The sequence below is a fragment of the Rhodococcus sp. NCIMB 12038 genome (assembly GCF_002165735.1).
GTDB lineage: Bacteria > Actinomycetota > Actinomycetes > Mycobacteriales > Mycobacteriaceae > Rhodococcus_F.
On the sequence record NZ_NHML01000004.1, the window covers coordinates 387,467 to 406,044 of the forward strand.

The following is an 18,578-nucleotide window of genomic DNA, read 5'->3' on the forward strand; positions in this document are numbered from 1 at the left end:
ACCGTGAGCCCTGCAACCACCCCCCGGTCCACCACGTCCCCCGCGTCCGGCGCAGCCGCGCCGTCCGACGATCGCCCCACCCTGATGCTGCTCGACGGCCATTCGCTGGCCTTCCGTGCGTTCTACGCCCTGCCCGCCGAGAACTTCAAGACACACAGTGGTCAGGTCACCAACGCCGTCTACGGGTTCACGTCGATGTTGATCAACCTGCTGCGCGACGAACAGCCCACCCATGTGGCGGCGGCGTTCGACGTGTCCCGGCAGACGTTCCGGGCCGAGAAGTTCCCCGAGTACAAGGCCAATCGCAGCACGGCCCCGGACGAGTTCAAGGGGCAGGTCGAGATCACGAAGGACGTCCTCGGGGCCCTCGGCATCCCGGTGATGGCAGAGCAGGGGTTCGAGGCCGACGACATCATCGCCACGCTCACCACCCAGGCGGAGGTACTCGGGTACCGCGTCCTCGTGGTGACCGGCGACCGGGACTCGCTCCAGCTGGTCACTGACGGGGTGACGGTGCTCTACCCGAAGAAGGGCGTCTCGGACCTCACCCGGTTCACGCCTGCGGCGGTCGAGGAGAAGTACGGGCTCACACCTGCGCAGTACCCCGACTTCGCGGCCCTGCGCGGCGACCCGAGTGACAACCTGCCGGGCATCCCGGGTGTGGGGGAGAAGACCGCCACCAAATGGATCAGGGAGTACGGCGATCTCGTCGGGCTGGTCGACAACGTCGACAAGGTTCGAGGCAAGGTCGGTGACGCGCTGCGGGAGAACCTGCCGAACGTCCTGCTCAACCGGGAGCTCACCGAGATGGTGCGCGACGTTCCGCTGCCGTACACCCCGGACCAGCTGATGCTGGCGCAGTGGGATCGGGAGAAGATCCACGCGCTGTTCGACGACCTCGAGTTCAAGGTGCTGCGCGACCGGCTGTTCGCGACGCTCGCCCCGGTCGCGGCCGAGGCGGAGGAGGGCTTCGAGGTGCGCGGCAGTGCGCTCGAACCGGGTGCGGTCGCGGATTGGCTGTCGGCGCACGCGTCGACGGGCGAGCGGTCCGGTGTGTCGGTGGTCGGCACTCGCACCCCGTACGGCGGCGACGTGACGGCGATCGCTATCGCGTCCGCCGACGGCGAGGGCGCGTACGTCGCCACCGCGTCCGCCACCCCGGAGGACGAGAAGGCGCTCGGCGACTGGCTCGCGGACGCGGATCAGCCGAAGGCTCTGCACGAGGCCAAGTGGGCGATGCACGCGCTGCGCGGACGCGGCTGGGTGCTCGGCGGTCTCACCAGCGACACCGCGCTCGCGGCGTACCTGGTGCGCCCCGGGCAGCGAACGTTCAACCTCGACGACCTGTCGCTGCGCTACCTGCGCAGGGAACTGCGGGTGGAGGAGACCGGGCAGGAGCAGCTGTCGCTGCTCGACGACGCCGACCAGGTCGACGCCGAAGCCGCCGAGACCGAGATTCTCAGTGCCCGCGCCGTCCTCGACCTCGCGGCCGCGCTCGACACGGAACTCGAGAACATCGAGTCGACGGCCCTGCTGTCCGAGATGGAGTTGCCGCTGCTGGCGGTGCTGGCCGACATCGAGGCGTCCGGCATCGCCGTCGACGGCGACCACCTGCACGACCTGCAGAGCCGGTTCGCGGCCGAGGTGTCCGAGGCGGCGGAGGCGGCCTACGGGGTCATCGGCAAGCAGATCAACCTCGGGTCGCCCAAGCAGCTGCAGGTCGTGCTGTTCGACGAGCTGGAGATGCCCAAGACGAAGAAGACGAAGACCGGCTACACCACGGACGCCGAGGCGTTGCAGAACCTGTTCGAGAAGACGTCGCACCCGTTCCTCGAGCACCTTCTCGCGCACCGCGACGCGACGCGGCTGAAGGTGACCGTGGACGGTCTGCTGAAGACGGTCGCCGACGACGGGCGGATCCACACCACGTTCAACCAGACGGTCGCCGCCACCGGCCGGCTGTCGTCGACGGAGCCCAACCTGCAGAACATCCCGGTCCGCACGGACGCGGGCCGTCAGATCCGCGACGGGTTCGTCGTCGGTGAGGGGTTCGACTCGCTGCTCACCGCCGACTACAGCCAGATCGAGATGCGGATCATGGCGCACGTGTCCGGCGACGAGGGACTGATCGAGGCGTTCAACACCGGCGAGGATCTGCACAGCTTCGTCGGTGCCCGCGCGTTCGGCGTGCCGATCGAGGAGGTCACCCCCGAACTGCGCCGCCGCGTGAAGGCGATGTCGTACGGGCTGGCGTACGGGCTCAGCGCGTTCGGTCTGGCAGCGCAGCTCAAGATCTCGACCGAAGAGGCCAAATCGCAGATGGAGGCGTACTTCGCCCGGTTCGGCGGGGTGCGCGACTACCTGCACGAGGTCGTCGAACAGGCCCGCAAGGACGGCTACACGTCGACGCTGTACGGGCGCCGCCGCTACCTGCCCGACCTCACCAGCGACAACCGCCAGCGGCGGGAGGTCGCCGAGCGGGCCGCGCTCAACGCCCCCATCCAGGGCACGGCCGCCGACATCATCAAGGTCGCGATGATCGACGTGCAGCGCTCACTGCGCGAGGCGGGACTGAAGTCGCGCATGCTGCTGCAGGTGCACGACGAACTGGTGCTCGAGGTCGTCGAAGCGGAACGGGACCGGGTGGAACAACTGGTCCGCGACAAGATGGCCTCGGCCATCGAGCTGTCGGTGCCGCTCGACGTGTCCGTCGGCACCGGTCGCAGTTGGGACGCCGCCGCACACTAGGCGGCGGCGGTCCGCAGCCTGTTCGGCCGGGGCCCTCGCCCTATTCGGCGGGGGCCTGCTCGGCGATCTGCTTGCGCACCTCGTCCATGTCGAGGGCCTTGACCTGCGTGACCAGATCCTCGAGCGCCGCAGGCGGCAGCGCACCCGGCTGACTGAACACCAGCACACCCTCGCGGAACGCCATGATGGTCGGGATCGAGCGGATGTTCGCGGCGGCGGCGATGCCCTGTTCCGCCTCGGTGTCGACCTTGGCGTGCACGACGTCCGGGTGCTGCTCCGACGAGGCCTCGAAGGTGGGGGCGAAGGAGCGGCACGGTCCGCACCACGACGCCCAGAAGTCGACCAGCACGACGTCGTTGCCGGTCACGGTCTCGTCGAAGTTCTGCTGAGTCAGAGTCTTGGTGGCCACGAGGGTCCTTTCGATCGGTGGGTCTGCCTGTGCAACGCCGCGTCGCCGTCGATTCTTCCCTGCGGGTTCCTCAGCCGGTGCGCTCCGTGTCCCGGAACGTGCGGCGGTACGCCTGCGGTGTGGTGTGGCGCAGCCGCAGGAAATGCTGCCGCAGCACCGCGCCACCGCCGAAGCCGACGCGTTCGGCGATCACGTCGACCGAGAGGTCCGAGTTCTCGAGCAGGTGCTGCGCGGCCAGCACCCGCTGGTCGCCGAGCCAGCGGGCCGGGGTGGTCCCGGTCTCGGCCTGGAACCGTCTCGCGAACGTCCGCGGCGACATGTTGGCTTTGGCGGCCACCGCGGTCACCGTGAGGTCCAGGGCGAGGTGCTCGGTCATCCAGTCGAGCAGCGGCCCGAGCGTGTCGATCGTCGTCGACGGCAGCGGCATCGCCACGTACTGCGCCTGGCCGCCGTCGCGGTGCGGCGGGACGACCATGCGCCGGGCGATCACGTTGGCCACCTTGCTGCCCTGTTCCTTACGCACGATGTGCAGGCACAGGTCGATGCCCGCGGCGGTGCCCGCGCTGGTCAGGACCGGATCGTCGTCGACGTAGAGGACGTTGGGGTCGACGGTGGCCGCCGGGTGGAGTTCGGCGAGCCGCCGGGCGTGCCGCCAGTGGGTGGTGCACTTGCGTCCGTCCAGCAGTCCGGCGGCGCCGAGCACGAACGCGCCGCTGCAGAGGCTGGCGACCTTGGCGCCGCGGTCCACCGCCGCCCGGAGTTTGCCGAGGAGCGGATCCATGTGCGAGGCGGGCTCCTTCGCGCACAGGTAGGAGCCGTCCTCCTCGGCGTAGGTGCCGCCCGCGGGAACGAGGATGAGGTCGGCGTCGTCGAGCCGGTCGAGGTCGTACGGGACGTCGATGCCGTATCCGAATCGGGTGCGGATGGGTTCCGGTGAGCCGGCGACGAGGGAGAAGTCGTAGGTGGGCAGGCCGTCGTCGGAACGGTCGAAACCGAACACCTCGCAGGCGACGCCGAGTTCGAACGCCTCGGTGAGCGGCATCAATGGCACGACGACCTTTTTCAGCACGAACCGAGTATGGCAGGAAAACGATCAACTATGTCGTTTCTGCCACTTTTGCTCGGGGGCCGAGGGAACCAGGCTGAAGGCATGACAATCCTGGTCGTGGTACTCCTCGTGTTCCTGGCGCTCGCTGCGCTGGCGCTCGCCGGCCGCACGCCCGACACGCACAACGAAGTCATCCAGCACGGAGACTTCCGGTTTTGAGAGGGAATCCGGCGGTCCAGTACGCGGGCACGGCGCTCGCCTGGGGCGCGAGTTTCCTCTTCATCAAAGTCGGCCTCGAGGGCCTGTCCTTCACCCAGGTCGTGCTGTGGCGACTCGTGTTCGGGGCGGTGACCCTCGGTGCCGTCCTCGGAATCACCCGGACGCGGTTGCCGCGCGAAGCGGCGACGTGGGCGCACCTGTCAGTGCTGGCCGTCGCGCAGTGCCTGCTGCCGTGGCTGCTGTTCAGCTGGGCCGAGCAGAGCATCAGTTCGGGGCTGGCCAGCATCTACAACGCCACCACACCGCTGATGACGATGTCGGTGGCCCTGGCATTCCTGCCGGGGGAGAAGCTCACGGACGCAAAGCTGTTCGGCCTCCTGCTCGGATTCACGGGTGTGGTCGTGGTGCTGGCGCCGTGGCAGTCGGGGATTCTCGGCAGCGTTCCCGCGCAACTCGCGTGCCTGGGTGCCACCGCGTCCTACGGCGTGGCGCTGGTCTACCTGAGGCGGTTCATCCTCCCGCGCGGCGTGAGCACACCGACCATCGCGTTCATGCAGGTGTCGATCGCCGCAGCCGTCATGGTTCTCGCCACACCGTGGGTCGCGAGCACACCGATGCACCTGACCCCCGCGATCGTCGCGTCGATGATCGGGCTCGGGGCGTTCGGCACGGGACTGGCGTTCGTGTGGAACACGAACGTGGTGCGCGGCTGGGGACCCACCGCGGCGTCCACCGTCACGTACCTGACCCCGGTGGTCGGCGTGGTGCTCGGCGCGGTCGCACTCGACGAGCACATCTCCTGGAACCAGCCGGTCGGGGCGCTGGCCGTGATCGCGGGAATCGTCGTCACCCAACGGTCTTCGCGACGGGCCGCCGCGACGATCGCCGCGCACACACCGTGATCACGGGGGTGCCGTGACCACCCACTCGCGTTTGGCCTCCCCGTCCCACCGGCGCACCACCGACGCCCGGCCGATGATGTCGCCGCCGTCGAGCAACCGCGCGGCCTCCGCGATCTGATCCGCCGGGAGCCGACGCGCGAGGGTCACGTGCGGCGTCCACTCGCCGGGGCGGATGTGCGGCGTGACCTCTGTGGCGTGCTCCGCGAGATCGAACACGCTGCGGTGCAGAGACAGCAGGGCCTTCGACGGCACCACCAACCGGGACAACGTGACGTGCCTGCCGCCGAACATCACGAGCCCGCCCAGCCGGATGTGGAACGAGGGCGTCGCGATCCGGCGGCCCAGCAGTTCGTCGATCTCGGGTGGGATGTGGCGTGCGACGAACAGGGTGATGTGGGGCCGATTCGATTCGGCGCGAACCCGGGTGCGGCTGGGCATCCCCGCATCCCACAGGCGTTGCCACTCGGCGCGCACGGCAACGTCGGTCGCCTCGTCGAACAGCAGTTCCACCGACTGGACCATGGTAGGCAATGATGGCCTCATGAGCGGTGCTACGGCAAACATTTCCGGCAACCGGATCGGGGTGCTCCTCGGCGACGGCATCGGTCACGAGATCGTTCCGGCGACCCAGCGGGTGGTCTCGGCCGCGGTGACCGCGGCCGGCGGCGGTGACGTCGACTGGGTGGAACTGCCCCTCGGCCTGGGCGCCATCGAGTCGCACGGAACGCCGATCCCCGACTCCACGCTCTCCGCGCTGGACGAATTCGACGCCTGGATCCTCGGTCCGCACGACAGCGCCGCCTACCCTGAGCCGTTCCGCGGCAGGCTGACCCCGGGCGGGGTGGTGCGCAAGCGTTTCGACCTGTTCGCCAACATCCGTCCCGCGCGTTCGCTCGAGGGCGTCGCCTCGACGGTGCCGGACATGGATCTCGTGATCGTCCGGGAGAACACCGAAGGCTTGTACGCGGACCGCAACATGTTCGCCGGCAGCGGCGAGTTCATGCCGACTCCGGACGTCGCGCTGGCAGTCGGAGTCGTGACGAGGCGGGCGTGTGAGCGCATCGCGCACACCGCATTCGCGCTGGCGCGCACGCGGGCCCGCCACGTCACGATCGTGCACAAGGCCAACGTGCTGTCGATGACCACCGGACTGTTCCGCGACGTCTGCCGGGAGGTGGGGGAGCGCCACTACCCGGACGTGCGGATCGACGACGAGCACGTCGACGCCATGACCGCGCACCTCGTCCGCAGGGGTCGCGACTTCGACGTCGTGGTGACGGAGAACATGTTCGGCGACATCCTGTCGGACCTGACGGGCGAGCTGTCCGGCTCGCTCGGCACGGCGCCGTCGATCAACACTTCCGAGACGAAGGTGATGGCGCAGGCGGCGCACGGAGCCGCCCCCGACATCGCGGGCCGCAACCGGGCCAATCCGACGGCCCTGATGCTGTCGGCGGCGATGATGCTCGAGTGGCTCGGGGACCGGCGCGCCGACCGGAATCTGGGCGGCGCGGCCCACCGTATCCGCGACGCGGTCCGTGCGACGATCGCCTCCGGGGTCGCCACGGCTGACCTGGGTGGACTCGCGTCGACCAGCGAGTTCACCGAGACCGTCCTCGCCCGGACACTGCGTCGCTGAAACCGCCGCCACGGGCCGGGTCAGGCCGTTAATGTTCGGTAACGACGTCCGCAGTCGCGGGTGTCGTGACCTACCGTTCGACTGGTCGGAGTTCGAGAGTTCTCCGTCGCCGTAGCTCGCCCGGTGCACCACGATTCTTGGAGGACATGCCAGTGTCTGGTCGATCCGTCTTCGCGCGAGGCCGAGTGGCCCGCACCATCTGTGCACTGGCGGGTGGCAGTGCTCTGCTGCTCGCCGGCTGCGCCAGCAACACCGAGGGCGGCGGCTCGCCGTCCGGAGAAGACACCGTCGCCGTGGAAGTCGACAAGGTGGATGCCATCGCGGCGACACTGCCCGAGAAGATCGCCTCGTCCGGCAAGATCATCGTCGGCGTCAACATTCCCTACTCGCCCAACGAGTTCAAGGATCCGAGCGGCAAGATCGTCGGCTTCGACGTCGACCTCGTGGACGCCGTGGGCAAGGTGCTCGGCGTGACACCGCAGTACACCGAGGCGGACTTCGACAAGATCATCCCGTCGATCCAGGCCGGCAGCTACGACATGGGTATGTCGTCGTTCACCGACACGAAGGAACGCGAGCAGTCGGTCGACTTCACCACCTACTTCAGCGCCGGGGTGCAGTGGGCGCAGCCCGCCGGGAAGTCCGTCGACCCCACCAATGCGTGCGGCCTCCGGGTGGGCGTGCAGACGACCACCATCGAGGACCTCGAGGAAGTGCCCGCCAAGAGCGCCGCGTGCGTCGCCGCCGGTAAGCCGCCGATCGACATCGTGAAGTTCGACAGCCAGGACGACGCGGCCAACGCCGTCGCCCTCGGCAAGGTCGACGCGATGTCGGCCGACTCGCCCGTCACCGCGTACGCGATCAAGCAGAGCGACGGCAAGATCGAGGCCGCGGGCGAGGTCTTCGACGCCGCGCCGTACGGCTGGCCCGTCGCGAAGGGCTCGCCGCTCGCGCAGACCCTGCAGCAGGCGCTTCAGCACCTCATCGACGACGGCACCTACCGGACGATCGCGGAGAACTGGGGTGTCGAGGCGGGCGTCATCACCACGTCCCAGATCAACGGCGCCACGAGCTGAGCGGTTGACGAGTGTCTGACGTGGAGAAGGCCCCGGACCGGACGGGCACCGAGACGGGGCAGGAACCGGAACCCATCAAGGCGATCCCGCTGCGGCGGCCCGGCCGGTGGATCGCCGCGATCGTCGTCGGCCTGCTGCTGGCGCTGTTCGTCAACGGTGCGCGCACCAACGAGGCGTACCGCTGGGACGTCTACGCGCAGTATCTGTTCGACGCCCGGATCTCGGCCGCGGCGTGGAACACCATCCAGCTGACGATCCTGTCGATGGCCATCGCCATCGTGCTCGGTGTCGTGCTCGCCGTCATGCGGTTGTCGCCGAACCCGGTTCTGAAGGCGGCGTCGTGGGGGTACCTGTGGATCTTCCGCGGCACCCCGGTCTACGTGCAGTTGGTGTTCTGGGGACTGTTCCCGTCCATCTACAAGCAGCTGGATCTGGGGATCCCGTTCGTCCACCAGTTCGTGCACATCGACCTGCAGGGAATCAACGCGGCGTTCCTGTTCGCGGTGATCGGGCTGGGACTCAACGAGGCCGCGTACATGGCCGAGATCGTCCGCGCCGGCGTGAACTCGGTCGCCGAGGGGCAGTCCGAGGCGTCGGTGGCGCTCGGCATGACGTGGTCGCAGACCATGCGTCGCACGGTTCTGCCGCAGGCCATGCGGGTGATCATCCCGCCCACCGGCAACGAGCTGATCAGCATGCTGAAGACGACGTCGCTGGTCACGGCAGTGCCCTACAGCCTGGAGTTGTACGGACGTGCCAGAGACATCTCGGGCGCGAACTTCCAGCCCATCCCGCTGCTGATGGTGGCCGCCACCTGGTACCTCGCCATCACGAGCCTGCTCATGATCGGCCAGTTCTACCTGGAGCGGTACTACTCGAAGGGTGCGTCCCGCAAGCTCACCGCGCGGCAACTGCAGGCGCTCGCCGACGCGCAGGGCAAGCCGCTGGTCATCGAACCCGGTCCCGAGACCCTGCCCGATACACCCGGAGGGGAACGAAAATGACGCCGATGGTCATGGCGGACCGGGTCTGCAAGAACTTCGGGGCGCTGAAGGTGCTCAAGGGTGTGTCGCTGGAGATCGGCGCCGGCCAGGTCCTGTGCCTGGTCGGGCCGTCCGGGTCGGGCAAGTCGACGTTCCTGCGGTGCATCAATCACCTCGAGCAGGTCAACGCAGGCCGGCTGTACGTCGACGGCGAGATCGTCGGGTACTCCGAGCGAAACGGCAAGCTCTACGAACTCCACCCCCGGGCGGCGGCGAAGCAGCGCCGCGACATCGGGATGGTCTTCCAGCACTTCAACCTCTTTCCGCACCGGACGGCGCTCGAGAACATCATCGAGGCGCCCATCCAGGTGAAGAAGCTGAGCAAGAAGAAGGCGCTCGAACGGGGACGCGATCTCCTCGACCAGGTGGGCCTGAGCGAGAAGGCGGACGCGTACCCCGCGCAACTGTCGGGCGGTCAGCAGCAGCGCGTCGCGATCGCCCGCGCGCTGGCGATGGACCCCAAGCTGATGCTGTTCGACGAGCCGACGTCCGCCCTCGACCCGGAGTTAGTGGGGGAGGTGCTCACCGTGATGAAGGATCTCGCGGCAGGCGGCATGACCATGGTCGTCGTCACCCACGAGATGGGTTTCGCCCGCGAGGTGGCGGACCAGCTGGTGTTCATGGACGCCGGCGTCGTCGTCGAATCGGGCGATCCCCGCGAGTTGCTGGCCAATCCGCAGCACGATCGCACCAAGGCGTTTCTGTCGAAACTGCTCTAGTGGCCTCCGGCCCCGTGAGTACTTGTTAACCGCCGGCGGTTAACAAGTACTCACGGGCCGAAGGCAGCTGAAGATCGCGGTGCCGGGGAAGATCTGCCCCCGGAGCGGGCTCCATTGCCCCCATTCCCGGTCGAGCCACTCGGGCCACTCCGGCTCGATGATGTCGCGCACCTCCAGCCCGGCCGCGACGATCTCGCGGACCCGGTCGCCGATGGTCCGGTGGTGCTCGACATAGGTGGGGACGCCGTCGCCGTCGACCTCGACGTAGGGCGTGCGGTCGAAGTAGGGGAGTGATGCGGTGAGACCGCGCGGGCCCGGATCGTCCGGGAAGATCCAGCGGATCGGGTGGTTGACGGCGAACACCCACAGCCCGCCGGGCCGAAGGACCCGGGCGACCTCACTCATCACCTGCTGTGAGTCCGCCACGAACGGAACTGCGCCGAAAGCCGAACAGGCGATGTCGAAGCTCGCGTCGGCGAAGGGGAGGTGCTCGGCTCCCGCATGAACGAGCGGCACGGCCGGGCCGCCCGCCCGCATGGCCTCTACCCCGCGGGTCAGCATCGACATGGACAGATCGAGTCCGACGGCCCGTGCGCCTTGGCCGGCCAGCCACCGCGCACAGGGTGCGGAACCGCAGCCCACCTCGAGGACGTCCTTGCCCGCGACATCCCCGAGGAGGTGGTAGTCACCCTCGTGGAGCCCTTCGGGGCACCACACGAACTCGCCCCGGGAGGAGTCCACGCCGAGGAACTCGCCGTGCGTGCGGTGATAGTCGTCCGCGTCGGCGTCCCACCAGGCCCGGCTCGCGCGTTCGCTGGACTCCGAGTCGACGCGGACGCGGCTCACCCCCGACGTTCCGAGGACGCTGTTGGCGGTGCCGTGGCGGTCGTCTTCCGCGGACAGGGGAGAATCGGACGGGCGAGGATCGGGCATGGGCAACAGCGTAGAGCGTGGCAACGCACCCGGGTTTGCCCAGCTTGCCCACGGGCGCGTAGCCTATTCCACGCGAGTGTCTATGTGTGCGGCATCGGATTCGGTTCAGTTCGAGTTTGTTCGGTTCCAATCGGGTGTCGTTCCTTGCGCTTGCGGTGATCTGATTCGGCGGGAATGTTTTCGTCGGGTCGGGTTGCTTGTCCGACAGAACACCATCAACCGACCACAACCCGTCCGGAGCAACTCAACACATGCCCTCCACCACCGTGACCTCGCCGCAGGTAGCCGTAAACGACATCGGCTCCGCCGAGGACTTCCTCGCCGCCATCGACGCAACGATCAAGTACTTCAACGATGGCGACATCGTCGAAGGCACCATCGTCAAGGTCGATCGTGACGAGGTCCTGCTCGACATCGGTTACAAGACCGAAGGCGTCATCCCTTCCCGTGAGCTCTCCATCAAGCACGACGTCGACCCCAACGAGGTCGTCTCCGTGGGCGATGAGGTCGAAGCTCTCGTCCTCACCAAGGAGGACAAGGAAGGCCGACTGATCCTGTCGAAGAAGCGCGCTCAGTACGAGCGTGCCTGGGGCACCATCGAGGAGCTCAAGGAGAAGGACGAGGCCGTCAAGGGCACCGTCATCGAGGTCGTCAAGGGCGGCCTGATCCTCGACATCGGCCTGCGTGGCTTCCTTCCCGCTTCGCTCGTCGAGATGCGCCGTGTCCGCGATCTGCAGCCGTACGTCGGCAAGGAGATCGAGGCCAAGATCATCGAGCTCGACAAGAACCGCAACAACGTCGTCCTCTCGCGCCGCGCATGGCTCGAGCAGACGCAGTCCGAGGTTCGCAGCGAGTTCCTGCACCAGCTGCAGAAGGGCCAGGTCCGCAAGGGCGTCGTGTCCTCCATCGTCAACTTCGGTGCCTTCGTGGACCTGGGCGGCGTCGACGGCCTGGTGCACGTGTCCGAGCTGTCCTGGAAGCACATCGACCACCCGTCCGAGGTTGTCGAGGTCGGCACCGAGGTCACCGTCGAGGTCCTCGACGTCGACCTGGACCGCGAGCGCGTCTCCCTGTCGCTCAAGGCCACCCAGGAAGACCCGTGGCGTCAGTTCGCCCGCACGCACGCCATCGGCCAGATCGTGCCCGGCAAGGTCACGAAGCTGGTTCCGTTCGGTGCCTTCGTGCGCGTCGAAGAGGGAATCGAAGGCCTCGTCCACATCTCCGAGCTGGCCGAGCGCCACGTGGAGGTTCCGGACCAGGTTGTCGGCGTCAACGACGATGCACTCGTCAAGGTCATCGACATCGACCTCGAACGTCGTCGCATCTCGCTGTCGCTGAAGCAGGCCAACGAGGACTACAACGCCGAGTTCGATCCGTCCAAGTACGGCATGGCGGACAGCTACGACGAGCAGGGCAACTACATCTTCCCCGAGGGCTTCGATCCCGAGACCAACGAATGGCTCGAGGGCTTCGACAAGCAGCGTGAAGAGTGGGAGAACCGCTACGCCGAGGCTGAGCGTCGTCACAAGATGCACACCGCTCAGATGGAGAAGACCGCTGCAGACGAGGCCGCCGAGGCTGCCACCGCTGCTGCCGGCTACTCCTCCGAGTCGGGTGCCGGCGACGCCGACGCCGCTTCGTCCTCCAGCTCCTCGTCGTCCGAGTCTGCCGGTGGATCGCTGGCCAGCGACGCACAGCTCGCCGCTCTGCGCGAGAAGCTGTCGGGCAACGCCTAGCAAGTCCGCCTGACTCGTCAGGCACAGCCGAACACCCCGTTCCTGCACTGCAGGGGCGGGGTTTCGTCGTTTCCGGACCTCTGGGTACGGCTGTGCTGAATGTAACTGTGCTGAATACGACTGTGGCCCAACCTCTTCGGAGGTCGGGCCACAGTGCGTGGGTGGTGCGCGGGCGCTCAGTTCGCGGTTGCGGGAATCCAGTAGCCGGACGAGGACTGCACCTCGGTGCGCTTGCGCATCGTCGCGAAGCTGTGCCTGCCCTGGCTGATGAGCGCGGTGAGCCAGGTCCGGCGATGCTCGGCGAGCGCGGAGGCCACCTCGGGAATCTCGATGCAATGCACCCCGCCCGCAATGCCGAGGCGGTGCCGACCGAACTGGTTGCGGTGATCGCGCATGGCGTTCCTCTTCTTCGAGAAGGTGCAGGTCGGTGCGTTCGCTCGAACATAACCGAACGTGTCGGACTTCTGTGGTATTTGGGGCAGGTGAGTCTGCTGAGCGGGAAGAGGGTGGTGATCTGCGAGGGACGTGCGTCGTCGCTGCGGGGCGGGTGCAACACTGGGGGGCGTGTTGAGAATCGGCCTCACTGGAGGCATAGGAGCCGGTAAGTCCACCGTGTCGAAGGTCCTCGCCGAACTCGGGGCGGTGATCGTCGACGCCGATCTGATCGCGCGGGAGGTCGTCGAACCCGGTACGCCCGGCCTCGCTGCCCTGGTCGACCGGTTCGGCGAGGAGATCCTGACGGCGGACGGCGCGCTCGACCGGCCCGCCCTGGCAGCGCGCGCCTTCGCCGACGAAGAATCGCGGCTGGCGTTGAATTCCATCGTCCACCCGCTGGTCGGGGCGCGCACCGCGGAGATCATCGAGTCGGCGCCGGAGGACGCGGTGCTCGTCCAGGACATTCCGTTGCTGGTCGAGGGCGGAATGGGCGCCGCGTTCCATCTGGTCGTCGTCGTGTTCGTCGATGCAGAGGAGCGGGTGCAGCGGCTCGTCGGATCGCGGGGGATGCCCGAGACCGACGCGCGGGCGCGGATCGCCGCCCAGGCGGATGACGATCAACGGCGGGCGGCGGCCGACGTCCGGCTCGACAACAGCGGTGCCGCGGGCGCGCTCGAGCCGGAGATCCGCGCACTGTGGTCGGAGCGTCTCGTGCCCTTCGAGTCCAACATCCGCACGCGGACCGTCGTACGGGTGCTGCCCGTACTCGCCGCGCCGAATCCGCAGTGGCCTGCCCAGGCGGACCGGTTGATCGCCCGGTTGCGACTGGTGTGCGGCGACCGCGCCGTCCGGATCGACCACATCGGGTCGACGGCCGTGGACGGGTTGCCTGCCAAGGACGTCATCGACGTCCAGGTGACGGTCGCGAGCCTCGACATCGCGGACGAACTCGCAGAATCACTCGCCGGTGCCGGGTTCCCCCGTATCGAGCACATCACCGCCGACGACCCGAAGCCGTCCTATCAGGGCGGCGAGACCGATCCGGCGCTGTGGGGCAAGCGAATCCACGGCGGCGCCGATCCGGGGCGGCCGGTGAACATCCACCTCCGGGTCGACGGGTGGCCGGGACAGCAGTTCGCGCTCGTGTTCCGGGACTGGCTCCGCGCCGACACCGACGCCCGCGCCGAGTACCTCGCGGTCAAGGAGGCCGCGGCGGAGAAGGCGGCCGGTCACACCGACTATCAGGACGCGATCACCGCCTACGTCGACGCGAAGACCCCGTGGTTCGACCGCGCGTATCACCGGGCGTGGGAGTGGGCCGAGCGAACAGGGTGGACCGCGTAGGTCACCGCCAGTCGATCGGCATGCCGATCGAGGCCAGCCAGCCGCCGAGGTCGTGGCCGTGTGCGGCGATTCCGTCGATCGCCGTGGTGGCGGTGAGGATCGCCTGCTCGGCCGTCGCGGCGTCGAGCAGGCCGGCGCGGTGCGCCTCCATCAGTTCGTCGACGTCGAGGAGTTCGGTGTCGCGGCCGGTGCGGATGACCAGGTCCAGGTAGTGGTCCTCCGACTTCCACACGTTCTCGCCGCGGGTGAACGTGCCGATGTCGACGTAGTGGTCCTGATCGCGCTGGTGGTACGGGTGGTAGTGGAAGATCGACGCGCGCAGGCCCAGGTCGGGGAGCAGCCACGACTCCAGGTAGTGGAACTGCCGGTGGTCGGCGGTACGCGCCATGTACAGCCCCCACGGCTCGACGCGGTAGTGGTCGACGTGACGGACGAAACCCTTGGGGTCGGTGTTGGTGTGATCGCGGAGGTCGAAGTATTCGACCTTCGGTGGGTGGATGTCGTGCGTCGCGCCTGCCATGGCAGGGAACCTACCGGGATTTTTCAGCCGACGGAGATCGCCCGGGAAGTTTGTCGGTACCTCGGCCTACCCTGGTTGCATGGCGTTTGCATCCGAGCACCCCGTGGTGGCACATTCCGAGTTCCGTCCCATCGGGGAGATCGAGCGGTCGGAGGCGCGTTTCGAGGTCGTCAGCGACCACAAACCGGCCGGCGACCAGCCGACGGCGATCGCGGATCTGGAACGCCGCATCAACGCAGGTGAGAAAGATGTGGTCCTGCTCGGCGCCACCGGTACCGGTAAATCGGCGACCACGGCGTGGCTGATCGAGAAGGTGCAGCGCCCCACGCTGGTGATGGCGCCCAACAAGACGCTCGCCGCGCAGCTGGCCAACGAGTTGCGCGACATGCTGCCCAACAACTCCGTCGAGTACTTCGTCTCGTACTACGACTACTACCAGCCCGAGGCCTACATCGCGCAGACCGACACCTACATCGAGAAGGACTCGTCGATCAACGACGACGTCGAACGTCTTCGGCACTCCGCGACGTCGAGCCTGCTCTCGCGGCGGGACGTGGTCGTGGTGGCGTCCGTCTCGTGCATCTACGGCCTCGGCACCCCGCAGTCGTATCTCGACCGCTCGGTGCAGCTCGAGGTCGGTGTGGAGGTTCCGCGCGATGCCCTCCTGAGGCTGCTGGTCGACGTGCAGTACACCCGCAACGACCTGGCGTTCACCCGTGGATCCTTCCGGGTGCGCGGTGACACGGTCGAGATCATTCCCTCGTACGAGGAACTGGCGGTCCGGATCGAGTTCTTCGGCGACGAGATCGAGGCGCTGTACTACCTGCACCCGCTCACCGGGGACATCGTGCGGAAGGTCGACTCGGTGCGCATCTTCCCGGCCACGCACTACGTCGCGGGTCCGGAGCGGATGGAACGCGCCGTCAAGGACATCGAAGCCGAACTCGAGGAGCGGCTCGCCGACCTCGAGAACAAGGGCAAGCTGCTCGAGGCGCAGCGGCTCCGGATGCGCACCCAGTACGACCTCGAGATGATCAAGCAGGTCGGGTTCTGCTCCGGCATCGAGAACTATTCGCGGCACATCGACGGTCGTGGACCGGGCACCGCGCCCGCAACGCTGATCGACTACTTCCCGGAGGATTTCCTCCTCGTCATCGACGAGTCCCACGTGACCGTCCCGCAGATCGGTGCGATGTACGAGGGTGACATGTCGCGTAAGCGGAACCTCGTCGAATTCGGGTTCCGGTTGCCGTCGGCCACCGACAACCGCCCGCTGACGTGGGAGGAGTTCACCCAGCGCATCGGGCAGACGGTGTACCTCTCGGCCACACCCGGCAAGTACGAGCTGGGGCAGGCCGGGGGCGAGTTCGTCGAGCAGGTCATCCGCCCGACCGGTCTCGTCGACCCCCAGGTGGTCGTCAAACCGACGAAGGGCCAGATCGACGACCTGGTGCACGAGATCCGGGAACGCGCGGACCGCGACGAGCGCGTCCTCGTCACCACGTTGACGAAGAAGATGTCGGAAGACCTCACCGACTACCTCCTCGAGCTCGGGATCCGGGTGCGGTACCTGCACTCGGACATCGACACGTTGCGGCGCGTCGAGTTGCTCCGGCAGCTGCGGCTGGGGGAGTACGACGTTCTGGTGGGTATCAACCTGCTGCGTGAGGGTCTCGACCTGCCCGAGGTGTCGCTGGTGGCCATCCTCGACGCCGACAAGGAGGGCTTCCTGCGGAGTTCGACCAGCCTCATCCAGACGATCGGCCGTGCGGCTCGTAACGTCTCCGGTCAGGTGCACATGTACGCCGACAAGATCACCGACTCGATGCAGCACGCCATCGAGGAGACCGAGCGTCGTCGTGAGAAGCAGATCGCCTACAACGAGAAGATGGGCGTCGATCCGCAGCCGCTGCGGAAGAAGATCGCCGACATCCTCGACCAGGTCTACGAGGAGGCCGAGGACACGGCCAGTGGCGTCGACGTCGGCGGTTCCGGCCGCAACGCCAGCCGGGGGCGTCGTGCACAGGGCGAGGCGGGACGGTCGGTCAGTGCAGGCGTGTACGAGGGCCGCGACACGAAGTCGATGCCCAGGGCGGAATTGGCCGACCTGGTCAAGGAATTGACCGATCAGATGATGAACGCCGCGCGTGATCTGCAGTTCGAACTCGCCGGGCGACTGCGCGACGAGATCGCCGATCTGAAGAAAGAGTTGCGCGGCATGGATGCCGCGGGCCTGAAATAGCGAGGGCGCCGAGGCACTACGGTCGCGCAGCAGTACGGTCGCACATATGGATGCACACAACGCAGGTCGCACCGCCCGATCCCTGGAATTGCTTCACTCCCTCAGCTATTTCGTTCCCGAGGTCGAGGAACGGCTGGTCGAGGCGGGGCTCGAACCGGGCCGGATGACCTACTTCGCCGGACGTTCCGCGCCGATGGGCGCGGTCGGCGCGGCCGTGGTCACGGCCACGTTCTTCAACTTCAGTCCCGCCGTGGTCGAGTCGATCATTCCGCGTGCCTGGGGTCTGGCCACGCCCGCGGCCATCGTCGAGGCGCGGTACCGGGCGGTCGGCGAGGCGTATGTGCGACTGCTCGGTGAATCGGTGACCACGTCGCCGGAGATGGCCGAGGCGGCCGAACTGGCGTCCATTGCGGCGCGGGGTATCCCGGGTGTCGAGGGCAGGCCGCTCTGTGCGGGCTACACCGAGGTCGAGTGGCCGGACTCACCGCATCTCGCGTTCTGGCATGCCCTCACCGTGCTGCGGGAGTACCGCGGCGACGGTCACATCGCCGCCCTGCAGACTGCAGGTCTGAGCGGACTCGAATCGCTGATCACCCACACCGCCACCGGGTACGGGTTCCAGAAGAAGTTCGCGATCACTCGCCGGGCCTGGACCCAGGAGCAGTGGGACTCCGCATGCGAGAGTCTGCGTGACCGGGAAATCCTGGACGCCCGGGGCGAACTCACTGCCGCAGGCAACGAACTGCGGCAACTGGTCGAGGATCTCACCGACGATCTCGCGCTGGCACCGTGGGCGGCACTGGGGGAGGACGGGGCGGCCCGGCTCGTCGAACTCGCGACCCCGTGGCGGGACGCGATCGTCGCGGCGGGAGTGTTCCCGGCCGGTGTGTTCGGTCCCAAGGTCGCCGTGTCCCGCTGACACCGATCACAGCCCGAGCGCACGGAAAATGTGATCCGTCATGCACCGGGGATATCCCCTGTGGCATGTGTTGCAAATGCACCTATGAGGGCACCGGGGCGGCTAGGGTCAGCGCAGTGGCTGCTGGGTCCAGGCATGACGTGTGTCCGGACCCCGGCCAATCGACCATCGCAGACATGGAGGAATGAATGAGCGCCTACCGGACCGTTGTCGTCGGAACCGATGGCTCCGAGTCGTCGTTTCTGGCCGTCGAGAAGGCTGCCGCCATCGCGGGGGACGCCGGTGCCAAGCTGATCATCGCCTGCGCGTACTACCCGGCCGATCCGAAGGACGTCGGGCAGGCCGCCGACGCGCTCGGTGACGAGGCCTACCAGATCACCGGTTCGGCCCCGACGTACGAGATCCTGCGCACGGCGAAGGAGCGCGCCCACGCCGCCGGCGCCAAGGAGGTCGTCGAACGCGCCGTCGTCGGCGCCCCCGTCGAGTCGCTGCTGAACCTGGTCGACGAGGTCGAGGCCGGTCTCCTGGTTATCGGTAACCGTGGACTCAACACCCTCACCGGCCGGCTTCTCGGGTCGGTTCCGTCCGATGCCGCACGCAAGTCGACGTCCGATGTCCTCATCGTCCACACGGTGCGCTGACACCG

General features: G+C 67.6%; 17 protein-coding genes. 11 read left to right on the forward strand and 6 right to left on the reverse strand.

Annotation, left to right across the window (positions count from 1 at the left end; all coding sequences use genetic code 11):
• Positions 1–3 precede the first annotated feature (3 nt).
• The gene (polA, locus tag CA951_RS08025; protein WP_087556325.1) at positions 4–2,748 is read left to right on the forward strand and encodes a DNA polymerase I; all 2,745 of its coding nucleotides are present in this window, start codon (positions 4–6) and stop codon (positions 2,746–2,748) included.
• A gap of 40 nt (positions 2,749–2,788) precedes the next feature.
• Here the strand turns inward: polA and trxA are convergent, their stop codons facing one another.
• Together trxA and CA951_RS08035 are read right to left on the reverse strand one after the other, a co-directional pair.
• On the reverse strand, positions 2,789–3,157 hold the full coding sequence (gene trxA, locus CA951_RS08030) for a thioredoxin (protein ID WP_005247443.1): 369 nt from the start codon (positions 3,155–3,157) through the stop codon (positions 2,789–2,791).
• A gap of 70 nt (positions 3,158–3,227) precedes the next feature.
• On the reverse strand, positions 3,228–4,226 hold the full coding sequence (locus tag CA951_RS08035) for a helix-turn-helix domain-containing protein (RefSeq protein ID WP_087556326.1): 999 nt from the start codon (positions 4,224–4,226) through the stop codon (positions 3,228–3,230).
• 194 nt (positions 4,227–4,420) lie between these two features.
• Here CA951_RS08035 and CA951_RS08040 point away from each other — a divergent pair, with 194 nt between their 5' ends.
• Complete coding sequence (locus CA951_RS08040) at positions 4,421–5,326, forward strand: DMT family transporter (RefSeq protein WP_087556327.1); 906 nt, start codon at positions 4,421–4,423, stop codon at positions 5,324–5,326.
• Here CA951_RS08040 and CA951_RS08045 read toward each other — a convergent pair whose 3' ends face one another.
• The gene (locus tag CA951_RS08045) at positions 5,327–5,848 is read right to left on the reverse strand and encodes a 2'-5' RNA ligase family protein (protein WP_087556328.1); all 522 of its coding nucleotides are present in this window, start codon (positions 5,846–5,848) and stop codon (positions 5,327–5,329) included.
• A 19-nt stretch (positions 5,849–5,867) separates the two neighbouring features.
• On the opposite strand from CA951_RS08045, the gene CA951_RS08050 reads away from it, so the two are divergent.
• The 4 genes from CA951_RS08050 to CA951_RS08065 all read left to right on the forward strand — a co-directional run bounded on the left by CA951_RS08050 (position 5,868) and on the right by CA951_RS08065 (position 9,803).
• Positions 5,868–6,965 (forward strand): isocitrate/isopropylmalate dehydrogenase family protein, encoded by a 1,098-nt coding sequence (locus tag CA951_RS08050; RefSeq protein ID WP_087556329.1) that lies wholly within the window; start codon positions 5,868–5,870, stop codon positions 6,963–6,965.
• A 146-nt stretch (positions 6,966–7,111) separates the two neighbouring features.
• On the forward strand, positions 7,112–8,041 hold the full coding sequence (locus CA951_RS08055; RefSeq protein WP_087556330.1) for an ABC transporter substrate-binding protein: 930 nt from the start codon (positions 7,112–7,114) through the stop codon (positions 8,039–8,041).
• Between the two features lie 20 nt (positions 8,042–8,061).
• Positions 8,062–9,045, forward strand: a complete 984-nt coding sequence (locus CA951_RS08060; RefSeq protein WP_087556331.1) for an amino acid ABC transporter permease — start codon at positions 8,062–8,064, stop codon at positions 9,043–9,045.
• Positions 9,042–9,803 (forward strand): amino acid ABC transporter ATP-binding protein, encoded by a 762-nt coding sequence (locus CA951_RS08065; RefSeq protein ID WP_087556332.1) that lies wholly within the window; start codon positions 9,042–9,044, stop codon positions 9,801–9,803. Before CA951_RS08060 ends, CA951_RS08065 begins: the two co-directional genes overlap by 4 nt.
• 39 nt (positions 9,804–9,842) lie before the next feature.
• Here CA951_RS08065 and CA951_RS08070 read toward each other — a convergent pair whose 3' ends face one another.
• Positions 9,843–10,736 (reverse strand): class I SAM-dependent methyltransferase, encoded by an 894-nt coding sequence (locus tag CA951_RS08070; protein ID WP_087556333.1) that lies wholly within the window; start codon positions 10,734–10,736, stop codon positions 9,843–9,845.
• A gap of 251 nt (positions 10,737–10,987) precedes the next feature.
• Between CA951_RS08070 and rpsA the strand changes: the two genes are divergently transcribed.
• Positions 10,988–12,472, forward strand: coding sequence for a 30S ribosomal protein S1 (rpsA, locus tag CA951_RS08075; RefSeq protein ID WP_012687956.1), 1,485 nt, complete (start codon positions 10,988–10,990; stop codon positions 12,470–12,472).
• A gap of 176 nt (positions 12,473–12,648) precedes the next feature.
• Here the strand turns inward: rpsA and CA951_RS08080 are convergent, their stop codons facing one another.
• Positions 12,649–12,867: a hypothetical protein gene (locus tag CA951_RS08080; protein ID WP_087556398.1), complete on the reverse strand. Its 219-nt coding sequence runs from the start codon at positions 12,865–12,867 to the stop codon at positions 12,649–12,651.
• 169 nt (positions 12,868–13,036) lie between these two features.
• Here CA951_RS08080 and coaE point away from each other — a divergent pair, with 169 nt between their 5' ends.
• Positions 13,037–14,251 carry a dephospho-CoA kinase gene (coaE, locus tag CA951_RS08090; protein WP_087556334.1) on the forward strand — a complete coding sequence of 405 codons (1,215 nt, stop codon included), beginning with the start codon at positions 13,037–13,039 and terminating at the stop codon, positions 14,249–14,251.
• Position 14,252: 1 nt separating this feature from the next.
• Here the strand turns inward: coaE and CA951_RS08095 are convergent, their stop codons facing one another.
• A complete protein-coding gene (locus CA951_RS08095) occupies positions 14,253–14,771 on the reverse strand; it encodes a DUF402 domain-containing protein (protein WP_087556335.1) in 519 nt (172 codons plus the stop codon).
• A 79-nt stretch (positions 14,772–14,850) separates the two neighbouring features.
• Here CA951_RS08095 and uvrB point away from each other — a divergent pair, with 79 nt between their 5' ends.
• From uvrB to CA951_RS08110, 3 genes are all read left to right on the forward strand, one after another.
• On the forward strand, positions 14,851–17,013 hold the full coding sequence (gene uvrB, locus CA951_RS08100; RefSeq protein WP_087556336.1) for an excinuclease ABC subunit UvrB: 2,163 nt from the start codon (positions 14,851–14,853) through the stop codon (positions 17,011–17,013).
• A 46-nt stretch (positions 17,014–17,059) separates the two neighbouring features.
• Positions 17,060–17,932, forward strand: coding sequence for a hypothetical protein (locus CA951_RS08105; protein ID WP_087556337.1), 873 nt, complete (start codon positions 17,060–17,062; stop codon positions 17,930–17,932).
• A gap of 188 nt (positions 17,933–18,120) precedes the next feature.
• Positions 18,121–18,573 (forward strand): universal stress protein, encoded by a 453-nt coding sequence (locus tag CA951_RS08110; RefSeq protein ID WP_005247414.1) that lies wholly within the window; start codon positions 18,121–18,123, stop codon positions 18,571–18,573.
• The last annotated feature ends 5 nt before the right edge of the window (positions 18,574–18,578 follow it).